General features: G+C 66.2%; 15 protein-coding genes. All 15 read left to right on the top strand.

What is annotated here, in order from left to right:
• Nucleotides 1–915: patatin-like phospholipase family protein (locus F6S12_RS26360; RefSeq protein ID WP_315869483.1), on the top strand; the 915-nt coding region annotated here is incomplete at its 5' end.
• Nucleotides 916–1,044: 129 nt separating this feature from the next.
• Nucleotides 1,045–1,401: a 6-carboxytetrahydropterin synthase QueD gene (gene queD, locus F6S12_RS26365; RefSeq protein WP_011062303.1), complete on the top strand. Its 357-nt coding sequence runs from the start codon at nt 1,045–1,047 to the stop codon at nt 1,399–1,401.
• An 83-nt stretch (nt 1,402–1,484) separates the two neighbouring features.
• Nucleotides 1,485–1,937 carry a GNAT family N-acetyltransferase gene (locus F6S12_RS26370; RefSeq protein WP_015636367.1) on the top strand — a complete coding sequence of 151 codons (453 nt, stop codon included), beginning with the start codon at nt 1,485–1,487 and terminating at the stop codon, nt 1,935–1,937.
• 17 nt (nt 1,938–1,954) lie between these two features.
• A complete protein-coding gene (locus F6S12_RS26375; RefSeq protein WP_220223022.1) occupies nt 1,955–2,461 on the top strand; it encodes a nucleoside 2-deoxyribosyltransferase in 507 nt (168 codons plus the stop codon).
• Between the two features lie 140 nt (nt 2,462–2,601).
• Nucleotides 2,602–3,462: a MurR/RpiR family transcriptional regulator gene (locus tag F6S12_RS26380; RefSeq protein ID WP_015636369.1), complete on the top strand. Its 861-nt coding sequence runs from the start codon at nt 2,602–2,604 to the stop codon at nt 3,460–3,462.
• 32 nt (nt 3,463–3,494) lie between these two features.
• On the top strand, nt 3,495–4,052 hold the full coding sequence (ddpX, locus tag F6S12_RS26385) for a D-alanyl-D-alanine dipeptidase (protein ID WP_015636370.1): 558 nt from the start codon (nt 3,495–3,497) through the stop codon (nt 4,050–4,052).
• A 148-nt stretch (nt 4,053–4,200) separates the two neighbouring features.
• Complete coding sequence (locus F6S12_RS26390) at nt 4,201–5,775, top strand: ABC transporter substrate-binding protein (RefSeq protein ID WP_315869484.1); 1,575 nt, start codon at nt 4,201–4,203, stop codon at nt 5,773–5,775.
• Between the two features lie 118 nt (nt 5,776–5,893).
• On the top strand, nt 5,894–6,910 hold the full coding sequence (locus F6S12_RS26395; RefSeq protein WP_011062309.1) for an ABC transporter permease: 1,017 nt from the start codon (nt 5,894–5,896) through the stop codon (nt 6,908–6,910).
• A gap of 1 nt (nt 6,911) precedes the next feature.
• Nucleotides 6,912–7,811: a D,D-dipeptide ABC transporter permease gene (ddpC, locus tag F6S12_RS26400; RefSeq protein WP_015636372.1), complete on the top strand. Its 900-nt coding sequence runs from the start codon at nt 6,912–6,914 to the stop codon at nt 7,809–7,811.
• The gene (locus F6S12_RS26405; protein ID WP_011062311.1) at nt 7,808–8,803 is read left to right on the top strand and encodes an ABC transporter ATP-binding protein; all 996 of its coding nucleotides are present in this window, start codon (nt 7,808–7,810) and stop codon (nt 8,801–8,803) included. Before ddpC ends, F6S12_RS26405 begins: the two co-directional genes overlap by 4 nt.
• Entirely contained in the window at nt 8,800–9,771 is a 972-nt protein-coding gene (locus F6S12_RS26410; protein WP_015636374.1) for an oligopeptide/dipeptide ABC transporter ATP-binding protein, read from the top strand. The genes F6S12_RS26405 and F6S12_RS26410 overlap by 4 nt, the downstream gene beginning before the upstream one ends.
• Before the next feature lie 101 nt (nt 9,772–9,872).
• Entirely contained in the window at nt 9,873–10,496 is a 624-nt protein-coding gene (locus F6S12_RS26415; protein ID WP_011062313.1) for an NUDIX hydrolase, read from the top strand.
• Nucleotides 10,497–10,582: 86 nt separating this feature from the next.
• Nucleotides 10,583–10,957, top strand: a complete 375-nt coding sequence (locus F6S12_RS26420) for a hypothetical protein (protein WP_123472786.1) — start codon at nt 10,583–10,585, stop codon at nt 10,955–10,957.
• Nucleotides 10,954–11,151, top strand: coding sequence for a helix-turn-helix transcriptional regulator (locus tag F6S12_RS26425; RefSeq protein WP_015636377.1), 198 nt, complete (start codon nt 10,954–10,956; stop codon nt 11,149–11,151). Before F6S12_RS26420 ends, F6S12_RS26425 begins: the two co-directional genes overlap by 4 nt.
• A 172-nt stretch (nt 11,152–11,323) precedes the next feature.
• Nucleotides 11,324–12,009 (top strand): cytosine permease (codB, locus tag F6S12_RS26430; protein WP_315869485.1); only part of this gene is annotated, 686 nt, incomplete at its 3' end.

Raw genomic sequence — 12,009 nt, forward strand, 5'->3', positions numbered from 1 at the left:
TTCGGTGAATGGCTACCATCGGCGCCCCGGGAACGCTCGCTGATCGGCGCCTCGGTGGGTTCCTGGCGCTTCGCCAGCGCCTGCCTGCCGGACGCCGCCGAAGGCATCCGCCGCCTCGGCCAGTTGTACAACGCCCAGAGCTTTGCCAAGGGCGTGACCATGGCGCAGATCAGCCAGAGCTCCCGGCGCATGCTCGAGGACCTGCTGGAGGGCCGCGACGCTTCGATCCTCGACAACCCTCACTACCGGCTGAACATCATGGTGGTCAAAAGCCACGGCCTGCTCGCCGACGACCATCGCGGGCGCCTCGGCCTGGGGCTGTCCTCGGTGATCGCCGACAATCTGCGGGGCCGCGCGCGCCTGGCCCGGCACTTCGAGCGCCTGGTACTGCACGACCCGCGCCTGGCCCCGCCCTTGCACACCCTGGAAGACTTCCCTTCGCGCTTCGTGCCCCTGGACCGCGGCAACCTGCGCCAGGCGCTGCTGGCCTCGGGCTCGATCCCCATGGTCATGCAGGGCGTGCGCGATCTGCCCGGCGCCGGGGCCGGCACCTTCCGCGACGGCGGCCTGCTGGACTACCACCTGGACCTGCCCTACAGCGGCAGCGACATCGTGCTCTACCCGCACTTCACCGACCGGGTGATCCCCGGCTGGTTCGACAAGACCCTGCCCTGGCGCCGGGCCAGCCCGGAGCGCCTGCGGGACGTCTTGCTGCTGGCGCCGTCGAAGGAATACCTGGCGCGCCTGCCCTACGGCAAGCTGCCGGACCGCAACGACTTCAAGCGCTTCATGGGCGATGACGCCGGCCGGCAAAAATACTGGCGCAGCGCCATGGACGAAAGCCGGCGCCTGGGGGACGAGTTCCTCGAACTGGCGGCGCAGAATCGCCTGGGCGAACGCCTGCAAAGCCTGTGAGGCTGCCCCAGGCTGCGCACTGACCCTTTAGTCAGGGTTTTTCCGCAAGCGCCGGGGCAAGCTGATAAACTCGCCGCCTGCCTCAACTCGCCCCCGGGCGATAGCCATCTGACAGAGCTGACCGACACTGTGGAAATCTTCAAAGAATTTACCTTCGAATCCGCCCACCGCCTGCCTTTCGTGCCCGAGGGCCACAAGTGCGGCCGCCTCCATGGCCACTCGTTCAAGGTGGCGATCCACCTCAGTGGCGAGGTCGACGCACACACCGGCTGGATCCGCGACTTCTCGGAAATCAAGGCGATCTTCAAGCCGCTGTACGAGCGCCTGGACCACAACTACCTGAACGACATTCCCGGCCTGGAAAACCCCACCAGCGAAGTCCTGGCCAAATGGATCTGGAATGAGCTCAAGCCCCTGCTGCCGGAGCTGAGTGCGATCCGCATCCACGAAACCTGCACCAGCGGCTGCATCTACCGCGGCGAATAAGCCCGCCGAAGAAACCACCCCACGGGGTGGTTTTTTTATGCCTATGATTGCCCCACCCCGCCGTTACCCGAGCACTCGCGCCCATGCCGCCGACCATTCGCCCCGCTGCCCTGCCCGACCTCGCCGCCATCGAAGGCATCGCCAAGCGCGCCTATGCGCCCTATATCGCGCGGATCGGCCGGGAACCGGCGCCCATGCTCGAAGACTATTCGTGCCTGGTGCTGGCCCGGCAGGTCTGGGTCCTGGAGGAGCAACAGGCAATCGCCGGTTTCGTTGTCCTGCTGGACGCCCATCAAGCCCTGCTGCTGGACAACCTGGCGGTCCACCCCGAGGCACAGGGCCGGGGCCATGGCCGGCAACTGCTGGCCTTTGCCGAACAACAGGCCGTGGCCGCCGGTCACAGTTGCGTGCGCCTGTACACCAACGCAGCCATGAGCGAGAACATCGCCCTGTACAGCCGCCACGGCTACGTGGAAACCCACCGCGCCGTGGAGCACGGCCTGCACCGGGTGTACATGAGCAAGCCACTGGACTGAACCCAGGAGCCCTCTCCATGCCCCCCCGTATCTACCTCGCCGGCTTCGATGTGTTTCGCGCCGACGCCCCGGCCCATGGCGAATACCTCAAGCAACTGTGCAGCGCCCAGGGCCTGCACGGCCTGTTTCCCCTGGATAACCAGGCGCCACCTCGCCTCACGCCAGAAGCCACCGCACAGTGGATCTACCGGCAGAACCTGCAGATGATCCGCGGCTGCGATGCATTGCTGGCCAACCTGAATGACTTTCGCGGCCTCGAGCCGGATTCCGGCACCGCCTTCGAAGTGGGCGCGGCGGTCGCCCTGGGCAAACCGGTGTGGGCCTACTTCGAAGGCCCCGCCACCCTGCGCCGGCAGGTGCCCCACGATCACGCCGGGCGCGACGCCCAGGGCTTTGCGGTGGAGGACTTCAACCTGCCGCGCAACCTGATGCTGGCCTGCAGCTGGAGCGGCCGCAGCAGCAGTGTGGAAGCCGCCATCGTCGACCTCGGGTGCTGGCTGAGCGCTTCCCCTCCATCGGGCTGAGATAGCCGGCAACGTCACTTTCTGCCGAAAACGACCACCCCGGACAAAAGCCTTGTCTTGTCGCGAAAGCCGATGTTATGTTTCTAACACGAGATACAAAAATGAAACACAAATAACATTTCCAGCGAACGCCCGGCGAGATGGTCATGGACAAGAACAGTTTCCAAGTCACCCTGGAACAGCAGTTTGCAAGCCTGACCCCCACCGGCAAGCGCATCGCCACCTACCTGCTGGCCAACCTCCAGCAGTTGCCCTTCGAGACCGCCGACAGCATCGCCCAGCAAGCCGGCACCACGGGAATTTCCGTGGGGCGCTTCCTGCGCTCGCTGGGCTATCGCAACCTGGATGACGTCAAGCAAGGCCTGCGCGGCGATGCCCCGGCCTCCTGGCTGATCACCGATCGGCTCGGCGCCTTTCGCAGCGAAGCCCATCAGGACGATGCCCTGGAGCGCTCGATGCATCGCGAGATCGAGGCCATCCAGCATGTCTATGGCCTGGCCCGCAGCCAGCCCTTCGCCGCCATCGTGCAACAGATCGTCGAGGCCGATGCGGTGTTCATCATCGGCATCCAGTCGACCCGGGGCATCCTCAACGCCTTCCACAGCCACCTGGAATACATCCGGCCCAAGGTCTACTACGTGGACGGGCTTTCAGGCATCTACGCCGAAACCCTGAACTCCGGCTTTGCCAAGCCCTACGCGATCATCTCCGACTTTCGCGCCTACTCCAGCATCACCCAGACCTTCTGCGAAGTGGCCAATGCCAACGCCCTGCCCCTGGCCCTGGTCACCGACCTGCAGTGCCCCTGGGCCCGGGACTACCCGCTGGACCTGCTGCAACTGAAAACCGATGTCGGCCAGTTCTGGGATTCCCTCGCGCCCCTGACCTGCCTGTTCAACCTGATGGTGTCCGCCGTGGCCGAGGGCTATGGCGAGCGCCTGGACCAGCGCCTGGCCAAGAACCGACAGTTGCAGGAAGCCTTCGGCCAGTTCGAGTCCTGACCTTCAAGCGTTAACCCAGATGGAGTGAGTGAGTGAACAACAGCCCCCTTGTCGAAATCGACGCCCAGCGCCATCAGCTTCAGATCGACCTGATCTACGCCAGCGCCGACAACCTGGCCGGCCAGGTGATCTATCGCAACGCCCGCTGCCTGCTGCACAAGGACGCCGCCGCCTGCCTGTACAAGGCCAGCCAGCTGGCACGCATGGCCGGCCTGGGCCTGCGCATCTACGACGCCTACCGCCCGGCCTACGCCCAGCACCTGCTGTGGCAGGCCCTGCCCAACCCGGACTACGTGCGCGACCCGCGCCTGGGCTCGCACCACACCCGGGGCGTGGCCGTGGACCTGACCCTGGTGGATGAAACCGGCGAGCCGCTGGACATGGGCACCGCCTTCGACGCCATGGAGCCCAAGTCGCACCAGTTCTACAGCGACCTGCCGCCCCAGGTGCAGCGCAACCGCCTGATGCTGCTGGGGATCATGCTCAGCGCCGGCTTCGAGGCGATCCCCACCGAGTGGTGGCACTACGAGCTGCCCAACGCCGAGGACTTTCCCCTGATCCAGGAGCACGACCAGCCCTTCGAACACTGATTTCCCGCTCCCCACCGGCCACAACAACAGGCAGCTAACTGCCCCAAGCCGGTCCTACTGCAACACTGCTTCAGCAACAACTGCCCGGTTATAGCTTTTATAAAAAACCTGACGAACTTCCCAACATCGAATGATCAAGGAAACCGGCATGACCCCTAACCGCAATCACCCTGATGTGCGTCTGTCCACCCGTGTCGCCCTGTCCCTGCTGTGCGCCGCCCTGAGCCTGGGCGCGTGGCAGGCAGCCAGCGCCGCCGCGCCCAAGGACACCCTGATGATCGGCAAGGCCGCCGACCCGCAGACCCTCGACCCCGCCGTGACCATCGACAACAACGACTGGGCCGTGACCTACCCGGCCTACCAGAAGCTGGTGACCTACAAGGTCGAGAACGGCAAGGGTAGCACCGAAGTCCAGGGCGACCTGGCCGAGAGCTGGAGCACCTCCGCCGACAACCTGACCTGGGATTTCAAGCTCAAGCCGGGCAACAAGTTCGACGACGGCAAGCCGGTGGACGCCGCCGCGGTGAAGTTCTCCTTCGACCGCCTGATGCAGCTCAAGCAAGGCCCGTCCGGCGCCTTCCCGGATGACATGAGCGTGGCCGTGGTCGACCCGCTGACCGTGCGCTTCACCCTGAAGAAACCCTACGCGCCCTTCCTCTACACCCTGGCCCACAACGGCGGCGGCATCATCAACCCGGACGTGGCCAACAAGGGCGAGGACGTCAACGCCTACCTCTCGACCCACACCGCCGGCTCCGGGGCCTTCCGCCTGAGCAACTGGCAGAAGGGCCAGGCGCTGACGCTGGAACCCAACAGCTATTACGCCGGCCCCAAGCCGAGCCTGAACAAGGTGGTGATCAAGATCATCAGCGAGGCCTCGGTGCGCCGCCTGCAACTGGAACGCGGCGACCTGGACATCATCGAGGACATGCCCGAAGACCAGCTCGGCACCCTGGCCGGCAAGCCAGGCATCGTGATCCAAGCCTTCCCCTCGCTGCGGGTCAACTACCTGTACCTGAACAACAAGCGTGCGCCTCTGGACAACGTCGAAGCGCGCCAGGCACTGGTCCAGGCCATCGACTACAAGGGCATCGTCGACGGCATCCTCAAGGGCCAGGCCAAGCTGATGAACGGGCCGATCCCCGACGGCATGTGGGCCCACGACCCGAGCCTGCCGCTGATGCAGCAGAACCTCGACGACGCCAAGGCCAGCCTGGCCAAGGTCCCGCAGAAAATCAGCAACCTGACCTACCTCTACTCGGACAAGGACGCCAACTGGGAGTCCATCGGCCTGACCCTGCAAGCGGGCCTGGCGCCCCTGGGCATCAACCTGAAGATGGAGAAGCTGGCCAACGCCACCATGCGTGAACGGGTGGGCAAGGGCGACTACGACGTGGCCATCGGCTCCTGGAGCCCGGACTTCGCCGACCCCTACATGTTCATGAACTTCTGGTTCGACTCCAGCCTGCAGGGCTTGCCGGGCAACCGCTCGTTCTACAGCAACCCCGAGGTGGACAGCCTGATCCGCGAGGCGGCGGCCACCAACGACACCGCCAAGCGCATCGAGCTGTACCAGAAGGCGCAGAAGATCGTCCTCAAGGACAACGTCTACGCCTACCTGTACCAGAAGAACTACAGCCTGCCGATGCGCGATTCGGTGAAGGGCTACGTGTTCCACCCGATGCTGGAACAGGTGTTCAACATCGCTGAAATCAGCAAGTAGGACCGGCCCTGCGTTCCCCGTCGCCGGCCCCTGAAACGGGGCGGCGACGGGTTGCCGTGTCCCCGGCGAGGGGCCGTCGTGCCCCCTGCCGTTCGTCAAGCGTTAACGAGGTTGCCTCATGGCCTTCCTGAATATGTTGCGCAAACGCCTGCTCGGCCTGTTGCTGGTCGTGGTCGGGGTTTCGCTGATTACCTTCACCATCTCGCACCTGATTCCCGGTGACCCGGCGCGGCTGATCGCCGGCGACCGGGCCAGCGATGCCATCGTGCAGAACATCCGCCACCAGCTGGGCCTGGACCTGCCGCTGTACCAGCAGTACGGGCGCTACATGCTCGACCTGCTGCACGGCGACCTGGGCACCTCGATCCGCACCAGCCGCCCGGTGCTGGAGGACCTGCAGAGCTTCTTCCCGGCAACCCTGGAGCTGGCCCTGGCCGCCCTGCTGCTGTCGGTGCTGGTGGGGGTGCCGCTGGGGGTGCTGTCGGCGGTCTATCACAACCGCTTCATCGACCAGATCGCCCGCACCCTGGCGGTCACCGGCATTTCCACCCCGGCGTTCTGGCTGGGGCTGGGGCTGATCGTGCTGTTCTACGGCCACCTCGGCTGGCTGCCCGGCAGCGGGCGCCTGGACGAAGGCCTGGAGCCGCCGCCCACGGTCAGCGGCTTCTACCTGATCGACTCGCTGCTGGCCGGGGACATCCCGCTGTTCCTCAATGCCCTGCAGCACCTGATCCTGCCGGCAGTGACCCTGGGCTTCGTCAACCTCGGGGTGGTGGCGCGGCAGATCCGCTCGGCCATGCTCGACCAACTCGGCGAGGACTACATCCGCACCGCCCGGGCCTACGGCCTGTCGCGCTGGGCGGTGATCCTGCGCCACGCCCTGCCCAACGCCCTGATCCCCTCGGTGACGGTGCTCGGCCTGACCCTGGGCGATTTGCTGTACGGCGCGGTGCTGACCGAAACGGTATTCGCCTGGCCGGGCATGGGCGCCTACGTGGTGAAGTCGATCCAGGCCCTGGATTTCCCGGCGGTGATGGGCTTCGCGATCCTGGTGTCGTTCATTTATGTGCTGCTGAACATGGCGATCGACCTGCTGTACCGGGTGATCGATCCGCGCATTGGCGAGGTAAGTTGAGATGTCCGCTCCCTTGAACATTCCCCTGCCACAACCCACCGCGCAGGCCAGCGGCTGGCGCACCCGCCTGGCCTACCTGGGCTACCGCGTGCGGCAAAGCCCGCTGACCATCGCCGGGCTGTGCATGACCCTGCTGGTGCTGCTGTGCATGGCCTTCGCTCCCTGGCTGTCGAGCCATGATCCCAATGCCCTGAACCTGGCCCAGCGCCTGGCCGCTCCCAGCGCCGCCCATTGGTTCGGCACCGACGAAGTGGGCCGCGACCTGTTCAGCCGGGTGCTCCACGGCAGCCGCCAGTCGGTGGGCGTGGGCCTGTTCGTGGCCTTCGCCTCGTGCCTGGCCGGGGGCCTGTTGGGCTGCCTGTCGGGGATCATCGGCGGGCGCTTCGACAGCCTGATCATGCGCCTGATGGACATCATGCTCTCGGTGCCATCGCTGGTGCTGATCATGGCCCTGGCCGCCGCCCTGGGCCCGAGCCTGTTCAACGCCATGCTGGCGATCACCCTGGTACGCATTCCGTTCTATGTGCGCCTGGCCCGGGGCCAGGCCCTGAGCATCCGCCAGATGGGCTACGTCAAGGCGGCCCAGACCTACGGCGCCGGGCGCTGGCACATCGTCAGCTGGCACGTGGGGCGCAACGCCATGCCGCCGCTGCTGGTGCAACTGAGCCTGGACATCGGCAGCGCCATCCTCATGGCCTCGGCCCTGGGCTTCATTGGCCTGGGTGCGCAGCAGCCCACCGCCGAATGGGGGGCGATGGTGGCCACCGGGCGCAACTTCATCCTCGACAACTGGTGGTACTCGACCTTTCCCGGGCTGGCGATCCTGTTCACCGCCACCGGTTTCAACCTGCTGGGTGACGGCATCCGTGACCTGCTCGACCCACGGCAACAGGGGAAATGACCATGAGCTCATCCGCCGTTCTCAACATCGACAACCTGAGCCTGGAATTCCCCGCCTACCGCAGCAATGTGCAGGCCCTCAACGGCGTGTCGCTGCACGTCAACCCGGGGGAAATCGTCGGCGTCGTCGGCGAATCCGGCTCGGGCAAGTCGGTGACCGCCATGCTCAGCCTGCGGCTGCTGCCCGAGCGCAGCTACCGCATCACCTCCGGCAGCCTGAGCCTGCTGGGCCGCGACATGCTCGCCACCCCGGAAAAACAGCTGCTGCAGATCCGCGGCCGCGATGCGGCGATGATCTTCCAGGAGCCGATGACCGCGCTCAACCCGACCCGGCGCATCGGCCGGCAGATGCTCGACGTGATCATCCATCACCAGCGCCTGAGCCAGGAACAGGCCCGGGCCAAGGCCATCGACCTGCTGCGCGACATGCACATCGCCGACCCCGAGCAGGTGCTGCAGGCCTACCCCTTCGAGCTGTCCGGTGGCATGCGCCAGCGGGTGATGATAGCCCTGGCGTTTTCCTGCGACCCGCAGTTGCTGATCGCCGATGAACCCACCACCGCCCTGGACGTGACCGTGCAGCGCCAGGTGCTGCTGTTGCTGCGCGAGAAAGCCCGGCAACGGGGCACCGCGATCCTCCTGATCACCCACGACATGGCGGTGGTCTCGCAGTTCTGCGACCGGGTCTATGTGATGTACACCGGCGCCGTGGTGGAGCAAGGCAGTACTGCCCAGGTCATGCTCGACCCGCAACACCCCTACACCCGCGGCCTGCTCAGCGGCCTGCCGGAGCAAGTGCGCCCCGGCGAGCCGCTGCTGACCATTCCCGGGCAGGTGCCCAACCTTGCTCACCTGCCCGGCGGCTGCACCTTCCGCGAGCGCTGCAGCCAGGCCATGGCGGTGTGTGCCCAACGGCCGCCGCTGCATTCGATCAACGCCAGCCAGCAGCACAAGAGCGCCTGCTGGCTGGCTGCCCCGGAGTCCGCCCAATGAATGCTTCGCAACCCCGAGCCGGCAGCGAGCCGCTGCTGCGCCTCAACGATGTACAGGTGCGCTTTCCCCTGAGCAACGACTGGCTGGGCCGGCCGCGGGCCTTCGCCCATGCCCTGAACGGCATCGACCTGGAACTGCGCCCCGGGGAAACCCTGGGCATCGTCGGCGAATCCGGCTGCGGCAAGAGCACCCTGGCGCAACTGCTCATGGGCCTGGTCAAGCCCAGCAGCGGCGACCTGCGCTGGGCCTACGCCAGCGACCGCGAGCGCCACAGCCACGTGCAGATCGTGTTCCAGGACCCGCAGTCGTCCCTCGACCCGCGCCTGCCGATCTGGAAGATCATCACCGAGCCGCTGTTCGCCCTGGGCAACACCCCGGTGGCGCAGATGCGCGAAATCGCCGCCAAGGTGGCGCAGCAGGTAGGCATCCGCGGCGAATACCTGGAGCGCTACCCGCACCAGTTCTCCGGCGGCCAACGCCAGCGCATCGCCATTGCCCGGGCCCTGGCGTCGAACCCGGACATCATCGTCCTCGACGAGCCGACCTCGGCCCTGGACATCTCGGTGCAGGCGCAGATCCTCAACCTGCTGGCGGACCTGCAACGCAGCCGCGGCCTGACCTTCGTGCTGATCTCCCACAACGTCTCGGTGGTCCGGCACATGGCCGACCGGGTGGCGGTGATGTACCTGGGGCAGATCGTCGAACTGGGCAGCGCCGAACAGGTGCTGGAGCGCCCGCGCCACCCCTATACCCAACTGCTGCTGGAGGCGGTGCCGCGCCTCGGTGCGCCCCTGGCGGACAGCCAGCTCTCGGCGCCCACCGAACTGCCGGGCAACCGCAAGCTGCCCGCCGGCTGTTTCTTCTTCGACCGCTGCAGCCGCCGCGGCCCGGGCTGCGAGCTGCCGCAACAGCTGCTGGGCGATGCGACGCAGCAAGTGCGTTGCCATCGGCAACAGCTCACCGGGTGATCCCACCGCGCCACGCCGCCGACCACGGCGTGGTGCTTGCTCCCAGCGCGCCCAGGGCTTAAAACAAGCGCCTTCTCTCTGACGTTGCAGGAACCTCTCTCATGGAAAGCAGCTGGCTGACCCACGCCAAACGCCTGCAAGCCATCGCCTCCACCGGCCTGCATTTTTGCCGCGACGTGCATGATCGCGAGCGCTACCAGGAAGTCGCCGAGATCGCCCACGACATGCTCGCGCAGCTGGGCAACGTGCCCCTGGAACGCATCAACGAACTGGTCTCGGACTTCGCCCAGCGCTACTCGACGCCGATGGTGGAAGTGCGCGGCGCGCTGATCGAGGACGGCAAGATCCTCCTGGTGCGCGAGCAGCACGACGGCCTCTGGGCCTTGCCCGGGGGCTACGCCGATGTGGGCCTGTCGGCGGCGCAGAACATCATCAAGGAAATCCGCGAAGAAGCCGGGCTGCAGGTTTCGGTGCGCCAGCTGTACGGCCTGCGGCACAAGGCCAAGGGGCCCTACAAGCCCGATCACCGGGACTTCTACAAGCTCTACTTCCTCTGCGAACGGCAAGACGCCGAGGCCCCGATGGCCGGCAGCGAAACCAGCGACGCGGCGTTCTTCGCCCCGGACCAGTTGCCGCCGCTGTCCCAGGGACGCACCGTGGAACGGGATATCCAGGAGGCCTTCGACTTCCACGAAGGCCGGCGCAGCGTGGCCCTCTTCGACTGAGCGTGACGGCGCCGATGTAAAGCACACTTGACATGAAAAAGCGCCCCGCCTAATGTAAAGGACACTTTACTAAAAGGAGATCGCCCATGGGCACCAAACGCTATTTCAGGGAATTCGGCCTGGCCTTGCTGACCTACATCGCCTGCGTGCTGCTGAGCAGCCACTGGCTGGCGGACATGAACCCGGGCCCGGGCAAGATCGCCCTGGCCCTGGTGCCGGTGGTCCCCATGGTGGCCATGGCCCTGGCGGTGGTGCGCCAGTTGCGACGCATGGACGAACTGGCCCGGCGCATCCAGCTCGAAGCCCTGGGCCTGTCCTTTGTCTGCACCGCGCTGATCACCTTCAGCTACGGCTTCCTGGAAACCGCCGGCCTGCCCCGGCTCTCGATGTTCTACGTATGGCCCGTGATGGGGCTGGTCTGGGCCCTGGCCACGGTGGCCGGCGTGCGGCGCTACCGATGAACAACCAACTGCGCGAACTGCGCACCCGGCAAGGCTGGTCCCAGGCCGAACTGGCCACCCGCCTCGAGGTGTCACGGCAGACGGTGAATGCCATCGAGACCGGGCGCTACGACCCCAGCCTGCCCCTGGCGTTCAAGATTGCCCGGGCCTTCCAGCTGCCCATCGAAAGCATTTTCAGCCCCGACGAGGACTGAACCGCCGGTGAACCAATCTGGCCCAAGGGTGCACCGCTTTCGCCCCCGGGCCACAGGCAACCGGTGCAGGGGCACGGGCATCGGCTATAACTGCTGGGGCGCCCGGCCCTGCCGTCAAGGATTGGCACGGCGCCTGCTACAGCGTGGCATCACTGCGACCAGGGACAGGCCCATGACCCAGCACGAACCCGGCAACGACTACCCCTTGAGCGAAGTTCCGCAGCACGCCCGCAAGGGCCTGGCCTCCATGGCCATGGTGCTGCTGGGCTTCACCTTCTTCACTGCCACCATGTTCGCCGGCGGCAAGCTGGGGGTGGCCTTCGACTTCACCACCCTGCTGGTGGTGATCCTCGTCGGCAACCTGCTGTTGGGGATCTACGCCGCCAGCCTCGGCTACATCGCCTTCAAGAGCGGGCTGAACACGGTGCTGATGGGGCGCTTCTGCTTCGGCGAACGGGGCAGCAAGCTCAGCGACCTGATCCTGGGTTTCACCCAGATCGGCTGGTACGCCTGGGGCACCGCCACCGCCGCGGTGGTGCTGGGCAAGTATTTCCAGCTGGATCCGGGTGCGGTACTGGGGCTGATGCTGCTGTTCGGCATGGCCTTCTGCGCCACCGCCTACATCGGTTATCGCGGCCTGGAGATCCTGTCCTGGATCGCGGTGCCGGCCATGGGCCTGCTGTTGCTGCTGTCGATGTGGGTGGCCACCCGGCAGATCGGCGGCCTCGACGGTTTGCTGGGGGTCACGCCAAGCGCCAGCCTGGACCTCTCCAGCGCCATCACCCTGGTGTTCGGCACCTTCGTCAGCGGCGCCACCCAGGCCACCAACTGGACCCGATTTTCCCGCTCGGCGCGGGT

Origin of the sequence: Pseudomonas sp. JV245A (assembly GCF_032424515.1) — a bacterium.
Lineage (GTDB): Bacteria > Pseudomonadota > Gammaproteobacteria > Pseudomonadales > Pseudomonadaceae > Aquipseudomonas > Aquipseudomonas protegens.

Bases quoted from the DNA above. Each gene is read 5' to 3' on its own strand.
- F6S12_RS26375 (WP_220223022.1), top strand. From the start codon at position 1,955: ATGCCCCCCCGTATCTACCTCGCCGGCTTCGATGTGTTTCGCGCCGAC.
- F6S12_RS26380 (WP_015636369.1), top strand. From the start codon at position 2,602: ATGGTCATGGACAAGAACAGTTTCCAAGTCACCCTGGAACAGCAGTTT.
- F6S12_RS26390 (WP_315869484.1), top strand. From the start codon at position 4,201: ATGACCCCTAACCGCAATCACCCTGATGTGCGTCTGTCCACCCGTGTC.
- F6S12_RS26405 (WP_011062311.1), top strand. From the start codon at position 7,808: ATGACCATGAGCTCATCCGCCGTTCTCAACATCGACAACCTGAGCCTG.
- F6S12_RS26395 (WP_011062309.1), top strand. From the start codon at position 5,894: ATGGCCTTCCTGAATATGTTGCGCAAACGCCTGCTCGGCCTGTTGCTG.
- F6S12_RS26425 (WP_015636377.1), top strand. From the start codon at position 10,954: ATGAACAACCAACTGCGCGAACTGCGCACCCGGCAAGGCTGGTCCCAG.
- F6S12_RS26420 (WP_123472786.1), top strand. From the start codon at position 10,583: ATGGGCACCAAACGCTATTTCAGGGAATTCGGCCTGGCCTTGCTGACC.
- F6S12_RS26415 (WP_011062313.1), top strand. From the start codon at position 9,873: ATGGAAAGCAGCTGGCTGACCCACGCCAAACGCCTGCAAGCCATCGCC.
- F6S12_RS26370 (WP_015636367.1), top strand. From the start codon at position 1,485: ATGCCGCCGACCATTCGCCCCGCTGCCCTGCCCGACCTCGCCGCCATC.
- ddpC (WP_015636372.1), top strand. From the start codon at position 6,912: ATGTCCGCTCCCTTGAACATTCCCCTGCCACAACCCACCGCGCAGGCC.
- F6S12_RS26410 (WP_015636374.1), top strand. From the start codon at position 8,800: ATGAATGCTTCGCAACCCCGAGCCGGCAGCGAGCCGCTGCTGCGCCTC.